Below are 22,665 nucleotides of genomic sequence, written 5' to 3' on the forward strand. Positions count from 1 at the left end.
TATGTTTATTACAAGAAAACGTTATTAAATTACCTACTAGACATCACTTGGATAATTATATAACAATTTGTGCAACGCGATAAAAGCAAAAACTAAGAAAGCATTCGGGGAACCCGGCTAAAACCCAAGGGACACCGGTGCATTTCAGGGAAAATATCACAAGTTCCGTGGCTTGGAGGATTCGTCGACCGCAGCGCAACACAAGGTAATTTTATTACCAGCCATTTACAGCGCATCCCGGATCGACCCCGAACAAGGAGTGAAGGCCATGAATACGACTGCTGAAGTTCTGCCGTTCCGTGGTGGTCATGAAGAAAAAGACCTGTATGAAATCGGCGAAATCCCGCCGCTGGGTCATGTGCCGAAAAATATGTATGGCTGGGCCATTCGCCGTGAACGTCACGGCGAACCCGATACCGCCATGCAATGCGAAGTCCTGCCCGTCATCCAGCCCGACAGCCACGAGGTCCTCGTCCTCGTGATGGCGGCGGGTGTGAACTATAATGGTGTGTGGGCGTCGCTTGGCAAACCGATCTCGGTCTTTGACGTGCATGACCTGCCCTATCACATCGCGGGATCGGATGCGTCGGGCATTGTCTGGGCGGTCGGGTCAAAGGTCACACGCTGGAAAGTCGGCGATGAGGTCGTCATTCACTGCAATCAGGATGACGGCGATGACGAGGAATGCAACGGCGGCGACCCGATGTTATCCCCCACCCAGCGCATCTGGGGCTATGAAACACCGGACGGATCCTTTGCCCAGTTCACCTGCGTGCAGGCCCAGCAGCTCATGCCGCGTCCCAAACACCTGACATGGGAAGAAAGTGCGTGTTACACGCTGACCCTTGCCACCGCCTACCGCATGCTGTTTGGCCATCGCCCGCATATCCTGCGACCCGGTCACAATGTTCTGGTGTGGGGGGCCTCGGGCGGCCTTGGATCGATGGCGATCCAGCTTATTACCACGGCAGGTGCCAATGCGATTGGCGTGATTTCCGATGAAAGCAAACGCGATTTCGTGCTGGGCCTTGGTGCGAAGGCCGTGATCAACCGCAAGGATTTCAATTGCTGGGGCCAGTTGCCAACCGTGAATGGCCCGGAATTTGGCGACTATATGAAAGAAGTACGCAAATTCGGCAAGGCGATCTGGGACATCACCGGCAAGGGCAATGACGTTGATATCGTCTTTGAACATCCGGGCGAACAGACCTTCCCCGTATCGTGCAACGTGGTCAAGCGCGGCGGGATGGTCGTGTTCTGTGCCGGGACGACGGGCTTTAACCTGACCTTCGATGCGCGCTTTGTCTGGATGCGCCAGAAACGCATTCAGGGCAGCCACTTTGCCAACCTGAAACAGGCCGCCCAGGCCAACAAGCTGGTGATTGAACGCCGCATTGATCCCAGCATGTCCGAAGTGTTTGGCTGGGACGATATTCCGCGTGCGCATATGAAAATGATGCGCAACGAACACAAGCCCGGAAACATGGCCGTTCTGGTTCAGGCCAAACGCCCGGGCATGCGCACCCTTGAAGAAGCAGTCGACGCCTAACCCACATAAAGCGTCGGCTGACCGTTGGCGGCCCTGATGCGTTCTCGCCCGATCCGCATCGGGGCTGCCACTTTTCAATCCTTGCCCAACCGGCAGGACAACAATGATAGTCTGCTTCATGCACCAGATGGACCGAACCCGATGACCAGACCGATGACCGATAATGCCCTGCTGCCCGAACTGACCCGGCTTTGCGATGATGCGCTGGCGGCCCTTGCCCCGGTGCATCACGCCGCCGAAACCGCCATGCGCGAAAGCGTGACGGTGGATGGCAAAATCGATGCCAGCGCACTTGATGAAAACCAGTATGCCGCCCATGGCTTTGCATGGTTTTCAACCTATGTCACAGCACTTAAGCAGATGAAGGCATGGGCTGATCGGCTTGAAACGCAGGGCAAATTCGGAACGCTTGAACAATTGATCCTTCAGGCGGCCTTTGGCGAATATCTGGCGCAAATTCAGGGCGGCATTCCAATGTCGCAGGGCGAATTTATCCGCCTTTCAACCCTTGGCGTTCCGGCTGATGTGATTGCCGCCCTTGGCGACAGCCGCGCGGTTGCGACCCTGACCGGTTCGGGCAACAACGACGCCACCCGGCGTGCGATTGCCGACCAGATCAAGGACAGCCTTGATACCGGCCGCTTTGGCGAAACCGGGCTTGAAGACGAAACCCTTGATATGGTCCGCGACCAGTTCCGGCGCTTTGTCAATGAAAAGGTCAGCCCGCATGCCCATGGCTGGCACGAACGCGATGAACTGATCCCGATTGAAATTATCAACGAGATGTCCGAACTGGGCGTTTTCGGCCTGACCATCCCCGAAGAATACGGCGGGCTTGGCATGGGCAAAACCGCGATGTGCGTCGTGACAGAAGAACTCTCGCGCGGCTATATCGGGGTGGGCTCGCTTGGCACCCGGTCCGAAATTGCCGCCGAACTGATCCGCCTTGGCGGCACCGACGCGCAGAAAGAACATTACCTGCCGAAACTGGCATCGGGTGAAATCCTGCCAACCGCGGTCTTCACCGAACCCAATAACGGATCGGATCTGGCGCATCTGCGCACGCGCGCGACCAAGGATGGCGATACCTATAAGGTCACCGGCAACAAAACATGGATCACCCACGCGGCGCGTTCCGACCTGATGACGCTTCTGGCACGCACCAACCCCGATGAAACCGGATATCGCGGGCTATCCATGCTGCTGGCCGAAAAGCCGCGTGGCACGGAAAATGATCCGTTCCCGGCCAAGGGCATGAGCGGCGGAGAGATCGAGGTGCTTGGCTATCGCGGCATGAAGGAATACGAACTGTCGTTTGACGGCTTCGAAGTCCCCGCCGAAAACCTTCTGGGCGGGGATGAAGGCCAGGGCTTCAAACAACTGATGGCAACCTTTGAATCGGCGCGCATCCAGACGGCTGCGCGTGCGGTTGGCGTCGCCCAGAACGCGCTTGAAATCGGGATGCGCTACGCACAGGACCGCATCCAGTTTTCCAATCCGCTTTACAGCTTCCCGCGGGTTTACGGCAAAATCGCCTGGATGGTGGTCGAAACCATGATCGCGCGCCAGCTCACCTATTTTTCCGCCATCGAGAAAGATCAGGATATCCGCTGCGATATCGAGGCCGGCATGGCAAAGCTTCTGGGCGCGCGCGTTGCGTGGTCAAATGCCGATAACGCGCTTCAGATCCATGGCGGCAATGGCTACGCGCTTGAATACCAGATCAGCCGGGTTCTGTGCGATGCCCGCATCCTCAACATCTTCGAAGGGGCGGCCGAAATACAGGCACAGGTGGTGACCCGCGGTCTTCTGGGCCGATAGCCAACGATTGGCCCCCTGATGTCGTCTCTCTCCAGCGAACCGTGGCCCCGGTGAAAAACCTGGGCAAACTTGGCCCGTCACCCTTGACGGGCCTCTTTCTTGTGTCAACCTAAAGTATGATATCTTTATATCTACCTTGCGGTGGTAACATCACCCCAATCAGCAGGTAAAAAATCGAAAAAATCGAAGCCTGCGCGGCCTGATATGCCGATGGGGAAACAGGGAGAGACGTTTCATGAATCACGCGTCTGCATCACCGGAAAATGCAATTTTCACGCGTGCACATGCTGCGCGTGAAATCTTTGACAAACATGCCGACAAGCTCGCCGAAAGCCTTCTGGCAGAGCTGTTTGGCACAGGCCAAAGCAGCCGCAATCCGCACGATCCGAAGGCCCATGTCAGCGAACTGGCCAAACGCCTGCGCACCTTGATGGCCGCCAATAGCGGATCGGATTTCGATGCCTGCTTTGCCGATCACATTCTGGCCGATGCCATTGCCGGCATCCCCGCCAGCCGCATCGTCCAAGCCTACCACAACACAATCGAAAATTTCGCCAGACTGGCAGCATCCGAGGGACGCGGCCGACGCGATCCCGGCGTTCTCGATGCCTGCCGTTCGATGCTGATGGGCGATATGGCCTGCCTGATGGCCAAGGCCGAACGCCACGCGGCACAGGCAAGGTCGGCATCGGAAATCCAGTCGATGTCGGAAATCATCGAACGCGAAACCGATAACATCATCGCCGAAGTCGGGTTTCAGGCCGGACGTACCAATGACGTCGCGCAAACCATGGCATCCGATGCGCATGATCTGTCGGAACTGGTTGAACGGATCACGTCAACCACCGCCATTGCCAGCAACAATGTTTCCACCGTCGCCTCCGCGACCGAGGAATTGCAGGCATCGAGCGAGGAAATCGCCGACCGCATCCACAAAACCAACGATATCGCCAGTCAGGCCGTGACCCGTGCACAGGAAACATCGGTCACGATGAACAGCCTGTCAGACACCGCAAGCGAGATCGGCAAGGTTGTCGATATCGTCAAACGCATTTCCGATCAGACCAAGATGCTGGCCCTTAACGCCACCATCGAAGCCGCCCGCGCGGGCGATGCCGGCAAGGGTTTTGCCGTTGTTGCCAACGAGGTGAAAAACCTGGCATCCCAAACCGAAAAAGCCATTTCCGACATCAACGCCCAGATCACCGCCATTCAGGACGCAACCTCCGACGCCGTTGGCGCGATTGAGGGCATCGGCGGCGCGATTGACGAAGTCAGCCAGCTGTCATCGGATATCGCCTCATCCGTCCAGCAACAGACCGCCGCCATCAGCGAGATTTCAACCAGCGCGCAGGAAGTGTCCACCCACATGCAGGGCATTTCCAGCGACATCGCACTGGCAAGTGAAAGATCGCACAATGCCAGCAAGACATCGGAAAACCTGCGTATTCTCTCTTCGAATATCCGCAAGGATATCAACGAAATGGAAAACCGGTTCCGCGTTGTTCTGCGCACCAGTGACAGCAGCAACCGCCGCAATCAGGAACGCGTCCCGATTGCCGTTGATATCGAAATGGATTTCGGCAATGGCGACAAACGCAAAGGTGTTTCCGCCGATATGTCGGTTGCCGGTCTTCTGGCGCGCATCAAGGCCAGCGATCAGGACAATGGCAAACCGGTTTCGATCCTGCTTGATGGCAGCACACGTTTACATGGCATTTTAAAAGCGGTTTCAGGTCTGGGATCGCATGTCCAATTCACCGAACTGGACGAAGACGCCAACCGCACGATCATGGGGCTTTTGCAAAAAACCCGCGATCACGACAACAAGATCGCCGAACTGGGCGCACCCTTGGCGGCCCAACTGGCAAAGACACTCGAAAACGGTATCCGCAATGGCGAGATCCGCAAAGATGATCTGTTCCGCCCCCGCTATGAACCGATTGAGGGCTCTGATCCGATACAGTTCATGACGCCCTATATCCCCTTTACCGACCGGCATTTCACCCCGTTACAGGAAGAAATCCTGCAAAAGGACAAACATATCGTCTTTGCCGCCGGGGTGGATATCAACGGCTTCCTGCCGACCCATAACAAGGTTTACAGCCAGCCACAGCGCCCCGGTGAACCGGCATGGAACATGGGCAATTGCCGCAACCGGCGCATCTTTGACGACCGGGCCGGCCTGATGGCGGCGCGCAACACCAAACCCAAACTGTTGCAGACCTATTTCCGCGACATGGGATCGGAAGTCGTGTTCATGAAGGAATGCGACATCCCGATTGTCGTGAACGGCGAACAATGGGGCAATCTGCGCATCGGATATCGCGCCTGATCAGATCGGGCTGCCCGCCAGATCGCAGATTGAAAAAAGGGGCAGATCACAAGACCTGCCCCTTTTGCATTTTGACCTAGCGAAATTCAAACAGTTCGGTATGGAATGATTTGGCGGGCAACCCCTCACGGACCAGATCGCGTTTCAATGCCGCGGCAAAGGGCTGTGGCCCGCAGAACCAGAAACTGGCAGCATGCCAGTCGGGGATATCGGCCCGAACCCGCTCCGCTTTCAAAAGGCCATCCTCATCATCACGCCAGACATGCAGGGTAACCCCGGCCTTGTGCGCCAGTTGCCTGATACGGTCCATCAGGGTCGCATCCTCGCTCGGGGCGACCTGATAGAAATCGATCTTCTGTTCGCCCGCAGCCGGTTTCAGCGCGAGTTCTTCAAGTTTTGCAAGGAACGGGGTCAAACCGATACCACCAGCAATCCAGACCTGACGATCATTGCCCTGCCCAAAGGTGAACCGGCCATAGGGCCCTTCAAGCCGGACGTCACCCCCGACGCGCAAATTATCCGGCAATGTTTCCGTATAATCGCCCAATGCCTTCACCAGCAGGGTGATCTGCGGGAATTCCGGGTTCCAGTGCGAGGAAATCGTAAAGGGATGCGGGCGTTCGTCATCCCCAAAGGCAACGCAGGCAAACTGCCCTGCCTTGTGCCCCCGCCAGCCCGCCTCGGGCATGATGGTGATCTGCACGGTATCGATATCAGGCAGACGCACGATATTGACGATCTTTCCGGCGACCTGCCGGTTACGGCCGACCCGCCCGGCAAGGACAATACATGCCGATATCGTGCCCGCGATCAGAAGCACAGCCGTCACAATGCCAATCGGGCTGATCCAGTTGCCAAATTCAAACAGGAACATAGCGTGCACCACCAGCACCAGATACGCCGCAGCGATGAAGGTGTGTGTTTTGGCAAACCAGCGATAGGGAAACCATTTGATCAGCGCAATAATCATCAGGGCCACGGCAACATAGAACGCCCATTCGCCAATCCCCTCGGCAAAGCCGCGCTGACCGGCAAAGAAGCCCTGTAACTGGGAAAATCCGGTCTGATCCCCATGCGACCTGCGCCGACCGCCTTCAATCAGGCCAAGGGCCGATGCCCATTTCGGGCCATTCGACCAAAGCCAGTGGATCACGGATGTCACCAGAACCGTAATGCCAAGCCATTTGTGCAGCCGATAGGTTTTATCCAAGCCGCCGGTATAATCTTCAAGCCATACCGGACGTGTCGCCAGGATCATGATCAGGCTCATGATGGCAATCGACAGGGTGCCAAAATACTGGACCATGAAATTTCGAAGCTGAATGAATTCGGCAACTTCGAACAGGCCCGGATTGGCCGCCAGCCAAAGCAGCGTAATCACAGAAAGAAAACCGGCATAAATGAAGGATATGTTTTTCATGATCGTGGTCCCGAATGTCATCCCGCAGCCGGGAAGACCCCGACAGCGCAATGAACTAACCAGAAAAACTTCACCATATTATGCCAGTTGGGGCATTAACTTGTATCAAACCGTATCAAAATACCGGTTCTGATACAAAAGGCGGGAAATCGATATCCCCGCCCTGTTGCATCTTCCGTCCTGTCAGCTGTGCGAATGCAAAACCGCCTCGGCGATTTCGCGTTCGACATCGGCCGGGTAATCATAGAATCCCGGCTTGAACGACGATGCCCCACCCGATGCCAGCCAGTCGATCCCGCGGATCAGAATGGCGGAAAATGGATCAAACAGATCCTTGCCCGAACCGCCCATGCCCGGCGCGAGGTTAAGCAGGCTACCACGGTTCAGAAGGTAGACTTCCTTGCCATTATCAAGCGTGAAACGCTCGATATAGCGGCGCATCCGGGTGCGTTCCTGCGTATCAAGCCATTTGACGTCAATTTCGGTATTGGAATGCCCGACATTGACCAGAATGACGCCACGACGCGCCAGCTTGATCTGATCCGCACCAAGAATGCCGGAAAAACCCGTCGCGGTAACGACAATCGCACACTCCCGAAGCCCGTCTTCAAGGCCAACAACCCGGCAACCGTGATGCTGGGCTTCAAGCGCCCGGACCGGATCACGTTCCGCGACCGATACCACAGCCCCCAGATTGCGCGCCCGTTCGGCAACGCCGCGCCCGACCGGGCCAAAACCGATCACCAGAACCGAACGCCCATAAAGCGCCAGACCGGTCACATTGGAAAACACCGGCCACATTTCCTGCGCCACGTGATGGCGGTTATGCAGACGATCCTTGATCGCAATATCGTTCCAGTTAAACACCGGGAAGGTGAAATCAAGCTTTTCGACGCGGTGAACACCCGTCGTGGTCGCTTCAAGCGCGCCATCGACCTTATGGCCCTTTTTCACGAACGCCTCGATCAGCTCCCCACCCATATCGGCCACGATATCGGCCGGGCTGTCGGACAGGATATCGATGCTTTTGGCATATTCATCAGGCGTCATGCCGGAAAAGGCATGGACCTCGACCCCGTTCGCCGCCAGATAGGCGGCGGCAACATCATCGGTGCTATCGGGGTTGCACGCCCCGACCTTGACCGTGGCGCCTGCTTTGACAAACGGCAGCAGGGTCGGAATGGTGTCTTCAAGAACGTGCTGAAAACTGACGATGGTTTTGTCACGCAAGTCGCGTTTGGCAACGTAATTGCCGTATTTGGCGGTCACCGGGCAGATCACCTCGCGCCAGGCAAGGGTTTCATCGGTGATATTGGCGGCAAGTGCCGGGTCCTTGATGCGGCTGGTCGTCGAGGTGGTCATGGGTGGGCTCGCTTGAAACGTGGGACGAATACTGGATTACCCCCATGTGTTAATCCCAGCCCGGCCGGATGAAAAGCATTTCTGACCGGCTGGTCAGATTTTTCATCCGGCAGGCCAATTGATTACACAACCCCGGCAAACTAAGGACGCGCCGGAATTTCCAGACCACGCTTGACCGCCGGACGCGCAAGCCCGCGCTCAAGCCATGCCGGAACGTTTTTCAGACTGTCATAATCCACCAGTGCCCCGGCATCATAGAAACCGATCAGGTTGCGCACCCAGCCAAGGGTCGCGATATCGGCAATGGTATATTCATCACCCATGATCCAGTCACGCCCGGCAAGACGGGTTTCGAGAACACCGAGCAAACGTTTGGATTCCCCAACATACCGATCCCGCGGGCGTTTATCCTCATACTCGCGACCGGCAAATTTGTGGAAGAAACCAAGCTGACCAAATATCGGGCCAATCGCCGCCATCTGGAAAAACACCCATTGGATGGTTTCGATCCGGGCAATCGGATCAGAAGGCAGGAATTTTCCGGTTTTTTCCGCCAGATACAAAAGAATTGCGCCCGATTCAAACAGGCCAACCGGTTTTCCATCCGGGCCGTTCGGGTCAATGATGGCCGGGATTTTGCCATTCGGGTTCAGCGACAGGAATTCCGGTGTCCAGGTTTCGTCCTTGCCGATATCAATGAAATGCGGCTCGTAATCGATGCCGGTTTCTTCCAGCATGATCGAAACCTTGACCCCGTTCGGTGTCGGCAGGGAATAAAGCTGCAATATATCCGGGTTCGTAGCAGACCAGCGTTTGGTGATGTCAAATGCGGACAGATCAGCCATCTGATTATTATCCTTCCTGATTTGGGTCATGGCGGTTGATGGGGGCGGCATTGCGCCAGACCATCAACCCTTATCCAACGTGATATCCCCAAGATGCAGGACAAGACGGCCTTCCCGCCAGCGCGAAATTGGCAATTGACTGTTTCCCGCCCTGTTTCAGTCCTGCGGCAACAACAGATCAGGCCAACCCGCTGATGCAGATTGGCCTGACTGGACTGCGACATCCGGATCAGTATTCATCCGCTGCCGATATGGGATTGCCTAAACCGCGTGCGATATTACCACGCACGATAAGGCAGGAATTTGCCATCAAGGGTCACGACAACGCGGTCGCCCTTCGGATCGGCCTTGCGTTCGATATACATTTCGTAATCAATCGCGCTCATGATGCCGTCGCCGAACTTCTCATGGATGATTTCTTTGATCGTTTCGCCGTAAACGCCCATGATTTCATAAATGCGGTACACCGCCGGATCGGTCGGCACCGCCTGCTCCCAGATTTTCATCGGGCATTCCTGCAGCACGGCGGATGCCTCCGCCGGAAGCTCCAGCAACGCCACCAGCATATCGGCCTTTTCCTTGGGCGCGGAATTCATGCCAAGGCAGACCGAGGTGGTCCAGACCGGGGACATGCCGATCTTGCTGGCGATTTCTTCCCAGCCAAGGCCCTTGGCTTTTTTGGACGTAATGATCAGTTCTTTCACATCTGCTTTTTTCACAGCTTTTCTCCACTTCACTGTCTGTGTCGTTACGGATTAGTCGGCACCATTCACCACCCGCGCACGCGCAGGTGTTTCCCCGGTACCTTTGTTGGATGTATTGGCAACCGGCCCGTTCAGGCCAAAACGGACAACGTTTGGTTCGGAAACGCCATCCTCGTCGCGCTTCCCGGCCAGTTCGCGGGACCGCTTGGCAAGGAATTCGACCAGATGGTTGCGAATGTCGTAATAGTCGGGATGATGGATGATATCGGCGCGAACGCGCGGACGTTCGATATCGACCTGTACCGATTCCGCGACCCGCGCATAAGGTCCGTTGGTCATCAGAAGGATGCGGTCGGCAAGAAGGATCGCCTCGTCCACATCATGGGTGATCATGAAAACGGTCTGATCCGACCCGGCCCAGATACGGATCAATTCATCCTGAATGCTGCCCCGTGTCAGGGCATCAAGTGCCCCAAACGGTTCATCCAGCAACAAAAGTTCCGGCTGAATGGCAAAGGCCCGTGCGATTGAAACGCGCTGCCGCATACCGCCTGATAACTGCGATGGCTTGCGAAGCTCTGCCCCGCCGGTAAGTCCGACCATTTCCAGATATTTGATCGAATGATCATGGACCTGCTTCTTGGTCCAGTTGCGATGACGCGCCTGCACGGCAAAGGTCACGTTTTTAAGCGCGGATAACCACGGCAACAGGGAATAGTTCTGAAACACGATACCGCGATCAAGACTTGGCCCCGATACTTCCTTGCCATTCATGATCACCGCACCGTCGGTCGGCTCGTCCAGCCCGGCAAGGATATTCAGGATCGTCGATTTGCCGCAGCCCGAATGACCGATGATGCAGACAAATTCGCCCTTTTCGATGCCAAGATTGACGTTTTCAAACACGGTTAACGGATCAGAGCCCTTGGGGCCGGGGAACCGTTTGCTTAGTCCCTGTACGCTCAGGAAGGGTGTTGGCATGGTGCTTTTCCTTATTCCTGGTACTGCACAAGGCGGGCGCAATAGGCGAACGCCGTATCAAGAAGCATGCCGACAAGACCGATCATCAGGATCGAAAAGATCACACTGGTCAGATCCAGATTGTTCCATTCGTTCCAGACGTAATAGCCAATGCCGGTACCCCCCACGAGCATCTCGGCGGCCACAATCACCAGCCACGCAATCCCGATGGAAATCCGCATCCCCGTCAGGATGGTCGGTGCCGCCGCCGGAAGAATGACGATCCACGCGGTTTTAAGCGTGCCAAGTTCATGGGTGCGCGCTACATTGACCCAATCCTTGCGCACACCGGCAACACCAAAGGCCGTATTGATCAGCATCGGCCAGATCGAACAGATAAAGATCACAAAGATCGCCGATGCCTGACTGTCCTGAATGATAAACAGCGCAAGCGGCATCCACGCCAATGGCGAGATCGGGCGAAGGATCTGGATGAACGGATCAAGTGCCCGATACATCAATGGTGACATGCCAATCAGGAACCCGGCGGGAATGGCAATTGCCGCCGCCAGAAAATAGCCCGATAGAACGCGATAAAGCGAATAACCGATCTGAATGCCAATCCCCTTGTCGTTGGGACCGGCATCATAGAAAGGGTTGGAAAGTTCTTCCCACGCCTTGACGAACACCGCAGATGGCGGCGGCACAGCGGCCTTTGGCTCTGCCCCGCCCATCAGGATTTCATATTCTGTCAGTTCACTGCCCAGTTTCTGCTGGGGGCTGGCGGCCTCCCATATTCCAAGAAGAACCGCCAGCAAAACAGCAGACAACAGCAGCGCCCTGGCATTCAGGGATGCGATCATATCAGCTTACCCCTTTGCCAATCGGGAAGCTGTTGACATAGGCCTCGGGCTGATCGGGATCGAACACTTTGCCCATGATCGTGTATTTCTGATAGGTGCTGTCTGGCGCTTCGTAACCAAGGTCTTTCATGATCTTGGCGCAATCGGCCGCGACATAGACTTCTTCGGCGATTTTCTTGTAATCAACATCGCCGTCGATATAGCCCCAGCGCTTCATCTGCGTCAGAATCCACACACCCATCGAATGCCACGGGAACGGATCGAAATCGATGCGATCCGGCACATTTTTGACCTCGCCCAGACCATCGGCATACCGCCCGGTAAGCACCTGCTCGATGACCGGCACCGGCTGGTTCAGATAGTTGGTCGGCGCAATTGCGGCCGAAATTTCCTTGCGGTTTTCGGGTTTGGATGCGTATTGCGTCGCATCAACAATCGATTTCAGAAGTGCGCCATAGGTATTGGGCATTTCATCGGCAAACGCCTTGGAACAGGCAAATGCGCAGCACGGATGACCTTCCCAGATATCCTTGGTCAGGGTGTGGATGAAGCCGATTTTTTCCCAGACGGCGCGCTGGTTGAACGGATCAGGCGACAGATAACCATCAAGGTTACCGGCACGCAGGTTTGCGACCATTTCGGGCGGCGGAACGACACGGATCTGAATGTCTTTATCCGGGTCAAGGCCATGTTCGGCGACGTAATAACGCAGCAGGAAGTTATGCATCGAATATTCGAACGGCACACCGAACTTGAAGCCCTTCCACTGTTTGGGATCGCGTTTATCAAGATGGTCGTTATGCAGGACAATCGCCTGCCCGTTTATGTTTTCAACCGCCGGCATCAGGAACGGGGTCGCGGTCGATCCGGCCCCCATGGTGATGGCAAGCGGCATCGGCGTCAGCATATGCGACGCGTCATATTCATTGTTCAGGGACTTGTCGCGTGCGACTGCCCAGCCCGCCGTCTTGATCACATCAACATCAAGACCGTATTTCTCATAAAAGCCCATCGGCTGGGCCATGATGATCGGTGTGGCGCAGGTGATCGGAACAAAACCGATATTAAGCTTGGTTTTTTCCGGCGTGCCCAGATCATCAAGGATCGCCGCCTTGACCTTATCAAGCGGCAGGACCGACGCCAGTGCCGCCATCATCGTCCCGCTGCCAACCATTTTGGCAAAGGAACGACGTGAAATCTCGTTATGCCCGAAGACAGAGCGGACCACCGCACTTTCAATCGCGCGATCCAGCATTTCCTCGCTGCTGGCAAGCTTGCCAGACGACGAAGCAACGCCATCCACAGCCATATCGCTATGGGCGGGCATCGATGCCAGATCGTATGTGTCTTCGTGATGGTCATGACCGGCATGGTGATGTTTGCCGGTTGCGCAAGCCTCGCAGCCGCAAGATTTGCTATGCCGCAGATCGCTTTCGCCACTGAATGGATCGCCCAGACTTTTGATAGACATGTGGTCACCCCCTGTTTTGTTTACGCCGCCCGTCAGGCGACACCGATATTCGGGGTGATAACAGCAACCGGCGTGCCAGATTTGTGCAGCGCGAAAAACTCTAGGGAAAGACTGGACTTTGGCCCGAAACAGGCGCAATCTCAGACCATACGAAATTTCGTAATTTACGATATTTCGTAACCATATTTACGAAATATCGTAGGCCGACCACGATGGATCAGATTGCAAACCCGCCACCCCCAACGGTTTCGGACGCCCTGTATCAACAGGCCCTTGCATCGCATATTCATCCGACCCTGCTGGTGCATCCGCAAAGCGATCGCATCATGTTTGCCAATCAGGCCGCGGCGAATTTGCTGGGCCGCAGCATTTCCGATCTGAAATCCACCGCCATGAGCAGCCTGCACAAGGGACAGGTGCCAAGCCTTGTGGTGTTCAGTCAGGCCGCCCTTTATCACGGTTTTGCCTGGACACGGGGCCTGAACCTGATGCATGCGGATGGCACCGAAATCCGGCTTGAACACGAAGCCCGCGCCCTGCATTGGGAGGGCGCGGATTACCTGATCATCATCCTTTGTGATCTGGACGCCCGCCACCGCCGCGACGTTGATGCAGAGGCCGATAATTACCTGCGCGAAGGCATTGCCGAATGGCGGCGCGCCGAACGTTTTTTCCGTGAAATCGAACGCGAAAACCAGTTGATACTGGGTGCGGCGGGCGAAGGCATTTACGGGGTCAACAGCGACGGCGTCACCACCTTTGTCAATCCCGCCGCCGAACGCATGCTGGGCTGGACGGCCGAGGAACTGGTGGGCAAGGAAATCCATTCGATCATCCACCATTCGCATGTCAATGGCGACCCATACCATGCCGAACATTGCCCGATTTACAATGCGTTTCGCGAAGGCATCGTTCGGCGCGTTGACGACGAAGTCTTCTGGCGCAGCGACGGCAAACCGATCCGGGTTGAATATACCTCCACCCCGATCCGCGATCATGGGCTGGTGATTGGCGCGGTGATCGTGTTTCGCGACATTACCGAACGCAAAATTGCCGAGGAAAAGCTGCATGCCGCCCTGGCCGAGGTTGATCGCCTTCGCGAAAGGCTGGAACTTGAAAACGCCTATCTTCAGGAAGAAATCCTCTCGACCAACAACCATCACGAAATCATCGGCCAGTCCGAGGCGATCAATAGTGCGCTTAAACAGATCGATCTGGTCGCCCCTACCGATGCCAACGTCCTGATCACCGGGGAATCGGGGACCGGCAAGGAACTGATCGCGCGCGCCATCCATCAGGCCAGCCACCGGCGCGACCGCGTTCTGGTGCGCGTAAACTGTGCCGCCATCCCCCATGAACTGTTCGAAAGCGAGTTTTTCGGCCATGTCCGCGGTGCCTTTACCGGGGCCGTGCGCGATCGCGTTGGCCGGTTCGAACTGGCCGATGGCGGGACGTTGTTTTTGGACGAGGTCGGTGAAATCCCGCTGGAACTGCAGGGCAAGCTTTTGCGCGTTCTGCAGGATCAGAAGTTCGAACGCATCGGCGAGGAACGCACGCGCGAGGTCAATGTAAGGCTATTGGCCGCAACCAACCGCGATCTCAAGGAAGAAGTCCGGCTCGGCCGCTTCCGCGAGGACCTGTATTTCCGCCTCAATGTATTTCCCATCGAATGTCGGCCACTGCGCGAACGGCCCGACGATATCCCGCCATTGGCGACACATTTCCTGCGCAATATCTGCCAGCGGCTGAACATCCCGCAACTGACCCTGACCAACGGGCAGGTCAGAAGCCTGATGAAATATGACTGGCCCGGCAATGCGCGCGAACTTGAAAACATTATCGAACGCGCCGCCATTCTGGCCCGTGATGGTAAACTGAATTTTGACCTGCCCGAACCCAATCGCCGCGAAACCGACCCCGGCAATGCCGACCCCGCGCGTGATCAGATAAACCACGCATCCGCAATCCTCACCGAAGATGACCGGCGCAAACGTGAATATGACAATATCATCCGCGCCCTTGAAACCACACGCGGCCGGATTTTTGGCCCCGATGGCGCGGCGGCCCTTTTGAATGTAAAGCCAACAACACTGGCATCGCGGATCAAAAAGCTTCGGATTGACCGGCGCGATTTCACGCCATCGGGCCAGCACTAGGAACCAGTCATCGGAAATCGCAAAGATTTTTCGATCTGCGACCTTGCCCCCGCCCGCAGTTTGACGCAGCATGTCGCCCCGCCCGGCACATTACCACCGCAAGGGCGGCACAAAGGAGTAGTCCGGTATGGCTGGATTTTTACAGATTGGCGTTCTGATCGCGATGGCCGCGGTCGCGGTTATTCTGGTACTTGGCATCGTCACCATGGCGCGCGGCAAGGATGCCAGAAAATCCAACAAGCTGATGCAGCTTCGCGTACTGGTACAGGGGATTGCCCTTTTGCTGCTGGTCATCCTGTCCTTCATGGCGCTTGGCAAATAAAACAAGCCCGCCGAAGGTCTAGCCTCAGAAAGTCACGTCTCAGAATAACGGAATTCAAGATGGTTCAACTGACCCGCATCTACACCAAATCCGGCGACAAGGGTAAAACCGCTCTTGGCAATGGCAACCGCGTTGCCAAAAACGATATTCGCGTTGCGGCCTATGGCACGGTGGACGAAACCAATGCGGTGATCGGGGTTGCCCGCCTGCATGCGACGGGTGATGTCGATGCCATGCTGGCCCGGATCCAGAACGATCTTTTTGATCTTGGGGCTGATCTGTGTACGCCCGGTGACGGCAGCGACGATAACCCGGAACGCCCGGCCCTTCGCATTACGGCCACGCAAACCGAACGGCTTGAGGCCGAAATCGATGCGATCAATGCCGATCTGGACCCGCTGACATCCTTTGTCCTGCCCGGCGGCAGCGCCCTTTCCGCCCAGCTTCATGTCGCGCGCACCGTGTCGCGCCGCGCCGAACGGCTGATTGTGGAGCTCTCGGGAATCGAGGCGATCAACCCCGAAGCAGTGCGTTACATCAACCGCCTGTCGGACCATATGTTCGTTCTGGCCCGTCATGCCAATAATGGCGGCAGGGACGATATCCTGTGGCAACCCGGCCTGACCCGCTAGGCAAATATTCGAATAAATCCCTGTCTTTTCGGGGGCTGGTTGCCTATCAATACCGCCAGATACTTCAGAATTTCAGTAAAGAAGTTATCGTTAACGTTAACCTCTTTACGTAAATTGACAAGCCCCGTAGCACCCCCTATTGTGCATCGCGGGGAAAACAGTAACATCGGGCCCCGCTACGGACTGCCCCGGCAGAACGCAGCAAGCCCATAGCTTCGACAACAAAAACGAACAGGTCTGTCATGAAGGTTCTTGTCGCCGTTAAGCGCGTTGTGGATTACAACGTCAAGATCCGTGTCAAACAGGACCAGTCTGGCGTTGAATTGAACAACGTCAAAATGTCCATGAACCCGTTTGACGAAATCGCCGTTGAAGAGGCCGTCCGCCTCAAGGAAGCCGGCACCGCGACCGAAGTGGTCGCCGTATCGCTGGGTGTGAAACAGTGTCAGGAAACACTGCGTACCGCCCTTGCCATGGGTGCCGATCGCGGCATTCTGGTCGAAACCGACGACGAACTGCAACCGCTTGCCGTTGCCAAACTTCTCAAGGAAGTCGTTGCCAAGGAAAGCCCGGATCTCGTGATCCTCGGCAAACAGGCCATTGATGACGACGCCAACCAGACCGGTCAGATGCTGGCCGCCCTTCTGGACTGGCCGCAGGGCACATTCGCGTCCAAGGTCGCCGTTGCCGATGGCAAGCTTGACGTCACCCGCGAAGTCGATGGTGGCCTTGAAACCATCAAGATCGATCTTCCGGCCATCGTCACCACCGACCTTCGCCTGAACGAGCCGCGCTATGCGTCGCTTCCCAACATCATGAAGGCCAAGAAAAAGCCGCTTGATACGTTAAGCCCGGCTGATCTTGGTGTCGACACCGCGCCGCGCCTGAAAACCCTGAAAGTGACGGAACCACCGGCACGTCAGGCAGGTGTGAAAGTTGCCAGCGTCGCCGAGCTTGTCGACAAGCTTCGCAACGAAGCCAAAGTGATTTAAGCGGGGGCCGATCAAATGAGCATTCTTGTTATTGCCGAACACGACAATACCGAACTGAAGGGCGTAACGCTCAATACCGTTGCCGCCGCACAGAAAATCGGTGGCGACATCACCATTCTGGTCGCGGGCGAAAACTGCCGTGCGGTTGCCGATGCGGCCGCAAAGGTGGCGGGCGTTTCCAAGGTTCTGGTTGCCGATAACGCGGCCTATGGCCATTTCCTGGCCGAAAACATGGCGGGTCTGGTCAATGAACTGGCCGGTGATTACAGCCACGTTCTGGTGGCGGCTTCGACCACGGGCAAAAACTTCATGCCCCGCGTTGCCGCACTAAAAGACGTCGCACAGATTTCCGACATCACCGATGTCGAAAGTGCCGATACGTTCGTCCGTCCGATCTATGCCGGAAACGCGATGGCAACCGTTCAGTCGTCCGACAGCCTGAAACTGATCACCGTGCGTACCACGGGCTTTGATCCGGTCGCGGCCGAAGGCGGTTCCGCAACCATCGAAGATATCGCAACTGCGAAAGATGCCGGGAAATCCGCTTTTGTCAGTCAGGAACTGACCGAGTCGGAACGTCCGGAACTGACCGCAGCCAGCGTTATCATCTCTGGCGGTCGCGGTATGGGCTCGGGCGAGAACTTCCACCTGATCGAACCGATTGCCGATAAACTCGGCGCTGCCATTGGTGCTTCGCGCGCCGCCGTCGATGCGGGATACGCCCCGAACGACTGGCAGGTCGGCCAGACCGGCAAAGTTGTTGCACCGCAGCTATACATTGCGGTAGGCATTTCAGGTGCGATTCAGCACCTTGCCGGCATGAAGGACAGTAAGGTCATTGTTGCGATCAACAAGGACGAAGAAGCACCGATCTTCTCGGTTGCCGATTACGGTCTTGTCGCGGACCTGTTCGAGGCCCTTCCCGCATTGGCGAGCGAACTCGACAAATAATCAGATCCCATCTAGGGTCAGAACAATCTAAAGAACGTTGTTCTGACCTTGTTTTGACCCTTGGGGATGAGTGGGGAACAAATGGCTTCGCTTGAAGATATCAAGACCATTGGCGTAATCGGTGCCGGTCAGATGGGCAATGGCATTGCTCATGTGATTGCACTTGCCGACTACGACGTCCGACTGCTTGACGTATCGGCAGAGGCGCTCGACAAGGCGCTTGGCCTGATTGGCAAGAACATGGATCGTCAGGTCAAGAAAGACCTGATCACCGAACAACAGAAAGCAGCAGCCCTCGCCCGGATTACCACGGGTACGGAATACAGCTTCCTGTCTGATTGCGATCTCGTGATCGAGGCCGCAACCGAGAACGAAGAAACCAAGAAACAGATTTTCAAGGCTCTGTGTCCGGTTCTGGGCCCCGAAGCCATCATTGCGACGAACACCTCGTCCATTTCGGTGACGCGTCTGGCTTCCTATACCGACCGCCCGTCGAAATTCATGGGCATGCACTTCATGAATCCGGTGCCGCTGATGAAGCTGGTCGAACTGATCCGCGGCATTGCCACGGACGAGCCGACCTATCGCACCATTCATGAATTGACCAAGAAACTGGGCAAAGACACGGCAAGTGCCGAAGATTTCCCGGCCTTCATCGTCAACCGCATTCTGCTGCCGATGATCAACGAGGCGATCTATACGCTTTACGAAGGCGTCGGCAATGTCCGGTCCATCGATGATGCCATGCGCCTTGGCGCAAACCATCCGATGGGGCCGCTGCAACTGGCCGATTTCATTGGTCTGGATACCTGCCTGTCGATCATGCATGTCCTGCATGATGGTCTGGCCGATACCAAATATCGTCCCTGCCCGCTTCTGGTCAAATATGTCGAAGCCGGTTGGCTTGGCCGCAAGGTCGGCCGCGGCTTCTATGACTATAGCGGTGACGAGCCGGTTCCGACCCGCTAATCATTGCCAGGTTACGCATTCAAGGGCCACTGCATCGCTGCGGTGGCCTTTTTGCATTGGATTGATGATTTAACCAACGTGCAAAGCTTTTGATCTTTCGATCAGAAATTGCCCTGCTATGATGACGGCCAAGGAACCAAGACCAAAAAAAGAGTCCAGGTCAGGACCCAGGAGGCCGTCCCACATGTTTCTCGGAATAGATGTCGGCACATCTGCCGTTAAAGCGCTTCTGATGGATGAACATTCGCTCACCGTCGCCGAAACCGATGTGCCCCTGACGCTCAGCAACCCCAAACCATTCTGGAGCGAACAGCACCCCGATGACTGGTGGGCGGCGACCTGCACGGCGCTGGATCAGTTGAAATCATCCAACCCCGCCGCCCTTGCCGCGGTTCGGGCCATCGGCCTGTCTGGCCAGATGCACGGGGCGGTAATCCTTGATGCGAATGACAAGCCACTCCGCCCGGCGATCCTGTGGAATGACGGCCGGGCCAAGGCCGAATGCGATGAATTGCAGGCCGCCCTGCCCGATCTGCCATCGCAGGCCGGTGTGGTTGCCATGCCCGGTATGACCGCGCCCAAACTGATGTGGCTGCGCAAACACGAACCCGAAATCTTTGCCCGAATCAAAACCGTCCTGCTGCCCAAGGATTACATCCGTTTCTGCCTGACCGGCGAAAAGGTCACGGAAATGTCGGATGCCGCCGGAACCCTGTGGCTTGATGAAGAAAGCCGAAGCTGGAATTTTGACGCCATTGCCGCAACCGGCATGGATATTGCCCAACTACCCCGCCTTGCCGAAGGAAGCGATCCCACCGGCCATTTGCGCGGTGAACTGGCCGCGCGCTGGGACATGAAGCCGACCGTGATTGTTGCCGGTGGTGGCGGCGATGCCGCGACCGGTGGCATCGGTGTCGGCGCGGTCAGCCACGGCGACGGCTTCATTTCGCTTGGCACCTCGTCACAGATTTTCGTGGCATCCGACCGTTATCGCCCGAAACCCCTGGAACTTTTGCACAGCTTCGCCCATGCCGTGCCCCAGCACTGGTTCCAGATGGCGGTATTGCTCAACGGGGCAAGCTGCCTTTTGTGGGCGGCAAACCTGTTGGGCGAAAAGGATATCGGCGCATTGCTGCAACGCACCGAAGCCGGGCATAAGGCCCCGTCGGATGTTGTGTTCCTGCCCTACCTTAATGGCGAACGGACCCCGCATAACGATCCCTATGCGCGCGGCGTGTTCTTTGGCCTTGGTAGCGACACATCGCGCGAAACAATGGTCCAATCGGTACTCGAAGGGGTCGGTTTTGCCCTTCTGGACGGGCAATCGCGCCTGCATGCCGCCGGAACGCATTGCGAATTGCCCGGTGTCATTGGCGGCGGCGCGCGCAGCCGATACTGGATTCAACTGATATCTGACATCATGGGATGTCCGCTTGCCCGATACGAAGGGGCGGCCAAGGGCCCGGCCTTTGGCGCGGCACGTCTGGGGCGGCTGGCACTTGATCACGAAACGGTCGAGGATGTCTGTCAGAAACCGGTCATTCAGGAAGTGATCGAACCCGATATGCGCAAACATGCCGATTATCAGCCGCGATTTGCCAAATTCAGACGAATCTATGCAGCCCTGCGCGATGAATTCCAACCTGTCTGAATACGTCATCAGACCATACCGATTGCCTTACCTGACCGGCCTTTCAGCGGTGTGATGCATTTCACCTGAAATGTTGCATCCGGGTTCTTTAAACACCTGAAAAGATGCCAATATCAGTAAAAGGTATTAGAAATTTTCTAATCGGATAGTCCATGACCATTGCCATCGTCGGAAGTTCCAATATCGATTTTGCCGCCCGAGTTGCCCAATTGCCCAAACCCGGCCAAACCGTATCGGCCAAGGATTACATGACCGGCCCGGGCGGAAAGGGATGCAATCAGGCGATTGCCGTTGCACGACTGGGTCAAATGCCTGTTTTCATTTCCAAAATCGGCAATGATGTTCTGGGACGCAGCCTGATCGATACCCTGAACGCCGAAGGCTTTGACACCAACCAGCTGATCCAGTCGACCGACGCCCAGACCGGAACTGCCCTGATATCCATCGACGATGCTGGCGAAAACATCATCACGGTGGCCGGTGGGGCAAACATGACCATGAGCCGGGCCGACATCCGCGAAAAACAGGTGTTTCTGGAACATTGCAATTATCTGCTGGTGCAGCTCGAATGCCCGGTTGTTGCCATTGCCTGCGCAATGAAATACGCCCGCGAAGCTGGCGCAACCATCATCCTTGATCCGGCACCGGTGCCCGACCGGGTTGTTTTGCGCGATCTGATGGAACTGACCGACATCGTCACCCCGAATATCAGTGAATGTTCTGCCATGACCGGCATTCACCCCGACAATGATGAAACCGCCCACGCGGCCGCATCAAAACTGCACGAAATGGGCGCGCGTATCGTGGTGATCAAAATGGGATCAAGGGGCGCATTTTATTCCGACGGCGACCAGTCGGGCAGGGTCGACCCCTTTGACGTTGCCGCAATTGATACGGTTGCCGCGGGGGACTGTTTCAATGGCGGGCTGGCCGTTGCCCTGCATGACGGACGACCACTGCGTGATGCCGTCCGGTTTGCCTGTGCGACCGGGGCATTGGCGACCACGCGCTATGGTGCTGCCGACGCCGCCCCGACCCTTGATCAGGTTCTATCACTGATGGAAAGTGCTGATTGATCCCAATCAGGACGCGGCATCAATCAGATTGTTGAAATAGTCGATAACCCCGTCGGCATCCCATTTGGCCGTGCCTTCCAGTTTGCCGATAACCTGCCCGTTGGCATCGATCACGAAACTGGTCGGAAGGCCGCGCGCGCCAAAGGCCCGTGCGGTTGCCCCGCGCGGATCAAGCACGACATCAAGATGGCCGATTCCGTTTTCATCAAAGAATTCCTGCACGATTTCTGCCCCACCACGATCCTGACTAAGCGCCAGAACACGGAACGGCTTGCCATCCATTTTCGCCGCCAGTCGATCAAGATCGGGCATTTCCTCGATGCAGGGCGCGCACCATGTCGCCCAAAGATTGACCAGAATAACCTTTCCTTTCAGGTTCTTAAGGTCACTTTCGCTGCCATCGGCCTCGATGAAAACCGCCTTTTCCGGCAGGCTTGAGCCCTCAGGCACCGTCTCCATTTTCGAAAGTTCTTGCGGCAATTGCGTATCTGCAAAGGCAGGGCTTGCATAAATGGCCGATATGGCGACAATCACGCCCAGTTTTACGTAACGAAGCAATGCCTTCACAATACTCACCTTTCCAACG

The 22,665-nt window shown here is 56.4% G+C and carries 19 protein-coding genes; 11 read left to right on the forward strand and 8 right to left on the reverse strand.

Annotated features, from left to right (window positions below):
* Positions 1 to 268 precede the first annotated feature (268 nt).
* The 3 genes from ccrA (at position 269) to BC440_RS06155 (ending at position 5,705) form a co-directional block, all read left to right on the forward strand.
* Complete coding sequence (gene ccrA / locus BC440_RS06145; protein ID WP_007092360.1) at positions 269 to 1,549, forward strand: crotonyl-CoA carboxylase/reductase; 1,281 nt, start codon at positions 269 to 271, stop codon at positions 1,547 to 1,549.
* 153 nt (positions 1,550 to 1,702) lie between these two features.
* On the forward strand, positions 1,703 to 3,370 hold the full coding sequence (locus tag BC440_RS06150) for an acyl-CoA dehydrogenase family protein (RefSeq protein ID WP_065702154.1): 1,668 nt from the start codon (positions 1,703 to 1,705) through the stop codon (positions 3,368 to 3,370).
* A gap of 235 nt (positions 3,371 to 3,605) precedes the next feature.
* Entirely contained in the window at positions 3,606 to 5,705 is a 2,100-nt protein-coding gene (locus BC440_RS06155) for a methyl-accepting chemotaxis protein (RefSeq protein ID WP_065701838.1), read from the forward strand.
* A gap of 76 nt (positions 5,706 to 5,781) precedes the next feature.
* On the opposite strand, the gene BC440_RS06160 is transcribed toward BC440_RS06155, so the two are convergent.
* The 7 genes from BC440_RS06160 to BC440_RS06190 form a co-directional block, all read right to left on the reverse strand.
* On the reverse strand, positions 5,782 to 7,125 hold the full coding sequence (locus BC440_RS06160; RefSeq protein ID WP_065702155.1) for a ferric reductase-like transmembrane domain-containing protein: 1,344 nt from the start codon (positions 7,123 to 7,125) through the stop codon (positions 5,782 to 5,784).
* 183 nt (positions 7,126 to 7,308) lie between these two features.
* Positions 7,309 to 8,487 (reverse strand): adenosylhomocysteinase, encoded by a 1,179-nt coding sequence (locus tag BC440_RS06165; protein ID WP_065701839.1) that lies wholly within the window; start codon positions 8,485 to 8,487, stop codon positions 7,309 to 7,311.
* A 140-nt stretch (positions 8,488 to 8,627) separates the two neighbouring features.
* Entirely contained in the window at positions 8,628 to 9,332 is a 705-nt protein-coding gene (locus BC440_RS06170) for a glutathione S-transferase N-terminal domain-containing protein (RefSeq protein ID WP_065702156.1), read from the reverse strand.
* A gap of 278 nt (positions 9,333 to 9,610) precedes the next feature.
* Positions 9,611 to 10,051 (reverse strand): cyanase, encoded by a 441-nt coding sequence (cynS, locus tag BC440_RS06175; protein WP_007092354.1) that lies wholly within the window; start codon positions 10,049 to 10,051, stop codon positions 9,611 to 9,613.
* Between the two features lie 36 nt (positions 10,052 to 10,087).
* The gene (locus BC440_RS06180) at positions 10,088 to 11,017 is read right to left on the reverse strand and encodes an ABC transporter ATP-binding protein (RefSeq protein ID WP_063092068.1); all 930 of its coding nucleotides are present in this window, start codon (positions 11,015 to 11,017) and stop codon (positions 10,088 to 10,090) included.
* A gap of 11 nt (positions 11,018 to 11,028) precedes the next feature.
* A complete protein-coding gene (gene ntrB / locus BC440_RS06185; protein ID WP_065701840.1) occupies positions 11,029 to 11,859 on the reverse strand; it encodes a nitrate ABC transporter permease in 831 nt (276 codons plus the stop codon).
* Position 11,860: 1 nt separating this feature from the next.
* Positions 11,861 to 13,330: a CmpA/NrtA family ABC transporter substrate-binding protein gene (locus tag BC440_RS06190; protein WP_065701841.1), complete on the reverse strand. Its 1,470-nt coding sequence runs from the start codon at positions 13,328 to 13,330 to the stop codon at positions 11,861 to 11,863.
* Positions 13,331 to 13,542: 212 nt separating this feature from the next.
* Between BC440_RS06190 and BC440_RS06195 the strand changes: the two genes are divergently transcribed.
* From BC440_RS06195 to rbsK, 8 genes are all read left to right on the forward strand, one after another.
* Positions 13,543 to 15,486: a sigma 54-interacting transcriptional regulator gene (locus BC440_RS06195; RefSeq protein ID WP_065701842.1), complete on the forward strand. Its 1,944-nt coding sequence runs from the start codon at positions 13,543 to 13,545 to the stop codon at positions 15,484 to 15,486.
* A gap of 127 nt (positions 15,487 to 15,613) precedes the next feature.
* Positions 15,614 to 15,808, forward strand: a complete 195-nt coding sequence (locus BC440_RS06200) for a twin transmembrane helix small protein (RefSeq protein ID WP_007092349.1) — start codon at positions 15,614 to 15,616, stop codon at positions 15,806 to 15,808.
* Between the two features lie 59 nt (positions 15,809 to 15,867).
* Complete coding sequence (locus tag BC440_RS06205; protein WP_065701843.1) at positions 15,868 to 16,440, forward strand: cob(I)yrinic acid a,c-diamide adenosyltransferase; 573 nt, start codon at positions 15,868 to 15,870, stop codon at positions 16,438 to 16,440.
* A gap of 242 nt (positions 16,441 to 16,682) precedes the next feature.
* A complete protein-coding gene (locus tag BC440_RS06210; protein ID WP_037987118.1) occupies positions 16,683 to 17,432 on the forward strand; it encodes an electron transfer flavoprotein subunit beta/FixA family protein in 750 nt (249 codons plus the stop codon).
* A gap of 15 nt (positions 17,433 to 17,447) precedes the next feature.
* Positions 17,448 to 18,383, forward strand: coding sequence for an FAD-binding protein (locus BC440_RS06215; RefSeq protein ID WP_065701844.1), 936 nt, complete (start codon positions 17,448 to 17,450; stop codon positions 18,381 to 18,383).
* Positions 18,384 to 18,464: 81 nt separating this feature from the next.
* The gene (locus BC440_RS06220) at positions 18,465 to 19,352 is read left to right on the forward strand and encodes a 3-hydroxybutyryl-CoA dehydrogenase (RefSeq protein ID WP_037987116.1); all 888 of its coding nucleotides are present in this window, start codon (positions 18,465 to 18,467) and stop codon (positions 19,350 to 19,352) included.
* 184 nt (positions 19,353 to 19,536) lie between these two features.
* The gene (gene xylB / locus BC440_RS06225) at positions 19,537 to 21,003 is read left to right on the forward strand and encodes a xylulokinase (protein ID WP_065701845.1); all 1,467 of its coding nucleotides are present in this window, start codon (positions 19,537 to 19,539) and stop codon (positions 21,001 to 21,003) included.
* 152 nt (positions 21,004 to 21,155) lie between these two features.
* Positions 21,156 to 22,079, forward strand: a complete 924-nt coding sequence (rbsK, locus tag BC440_RS06230; protein ID WP_065701846.1) for a ribokinase — start codon at positions 21,156 to 21,158, stop codon at positions 22,077 to 22,079.
* Between the two features lie 6 nt (positions 22,080 to 22,085).
* Here the strand turns inward: rbsK and BC440_RS06235 are convergent, their stop codons facing one another.
* The gene (locus tag BC440_RS06235; protein ID WP_007092017.1) at positions 22,086 to 22,646 is read right to left on the reverse strand and encodes a TlpA disulfide reductase family protein; all 561 of its coding nucleotides are present in this window, start codon (positions 22,644 to 22,646) and stop codon (positions 22,086 to 22,088) included.
* Positions 22,647 to 22,665 lie beyond the last annotated feature (19 nt).

The organism is Thalassospira sp. MIT1004 (assembly GCF_001858545.1).
Lineage (GTDB): Bacteria > Pseudomonadota > Alphaproteobacteria > Rhodospirillales > Thalassospiraceae > Thalassospira > Thalassospira xiamenensis.

Bases quoted from the DNA above. Each gene is read 5' to 3' on its own strand.
- BC440_RS06165 (WP_065701839.1), bottom strand. From the start codon at position 8,487: ATGACCACCTCGACGACCAGCCGCATCAAGGACCCGGCACTTGCCGCC.
- BC440_RS06210 (WP_037987118.1), top strand. From the start codon at position 16,683: ATGAAGGTTCTTGTCGCCGTTAAGCGCGTTGTGGATTACAACGTCAAG.
- BC440_RS06150 (WP_065702154.1), top strand. From the start codon at position 1,703: ATGACCGATAATGCCCTGCTGCCCGAACTGACCCGGCTTTGCGATGAT.
- BC440_RS06160 (WP_065702155.1), bottom strand. From the start codon at position 7,125: ATGAAAAACATATCCTTCATTTATGCCGGTTTTCTTTCTGTGATTACG.
- rbsK (WP_065701846.1), top strand. From the start codon at position 21,156: ATGACCATTGCCATCGTCGGAAGTTCCAATATCGATTTTGCCGCCCGA.
- xylB (WP_065701845.1), top strand. From the start codon at position 19,537: ATGTTTCTCGGAATAGATGTCGGCACATCTGCCGTTAAAGCGCTTCTG.
- BC440_RS06220 (WP_037987116.1), top strand. From the start codon at position 18,465: ATGGCTTCGCTTGAAGATATCAAGACCATTGGCGTAATCGGTGCCGGT.
- ccrA (WP_007092360.1), top strand. From the start codon at position 269: ATGAATACGACTGCTGAAGTTCTGCCGTTCCGTGGTGGTCATGAAGAA.
- ntrB (WP_065701840.1), bottom strand. From the start codon at position 11,859: ATGATCGCATCCCTGAATGCCAGGGCGCTGCTGTTGTCTGCTGTTTTG.
- BC440_RS06155 (WP_065701838.1), top strand. From the start codon at position 3,606: ATGAATCACGCGTCTGCATCACCGGAAAATGCAATTTTCACGCGTGCA.
- BC440_RS06180 (WP_063092068.1), bottom strand. From the start codon at position 11,017: ATGCCAACACCCTTCCTGAGCGTACAGGGACTAAGCAAACGGTTCCCC.
- BC440_RS06195 (WP_065701842.1), top strand. From the start codon at position 13,543: ATGGATCAGATTGCAAACCCGCCACCCCCAACGGTTTCGGACGCCCTG.
- BC440_RS06200 (WP_007092349.1), top strand. From the start codon at position 15,614: ATGGCTGGATTTTTACAGATTGGCGTTCTGATCGCGATGGCCGCGGTC.
- BC440_RS06215 (WP_065701844.1), top strand. From the start codon at position 17,448: ATGAGCATTCTTGTTATTGCCGAACACGACAATACCGAACTGAAGGGC.
- BC440_RS06170 (WP_065702156.1), bottom strand. From the start codon at position 9,332: ATGGCTGATCTGTCCGCATTTGACATCACCAAACGCTGGTCTGCTACG.
- BC440_RS06205 (WP_065701843.1), top strand. From the start codon at position 15,868: ATGGTTCAACTGACCCGCATCTACACCAAATCCGGCGACAAGGGTAAA.
- BC440_RS06190 (WP_065701841.1), bottom strand. From the start codon at position 13,330: ATGTCTATCAAAAGTCTGGGCGATCCATTCAGTGGCGAAAGCGATCTG.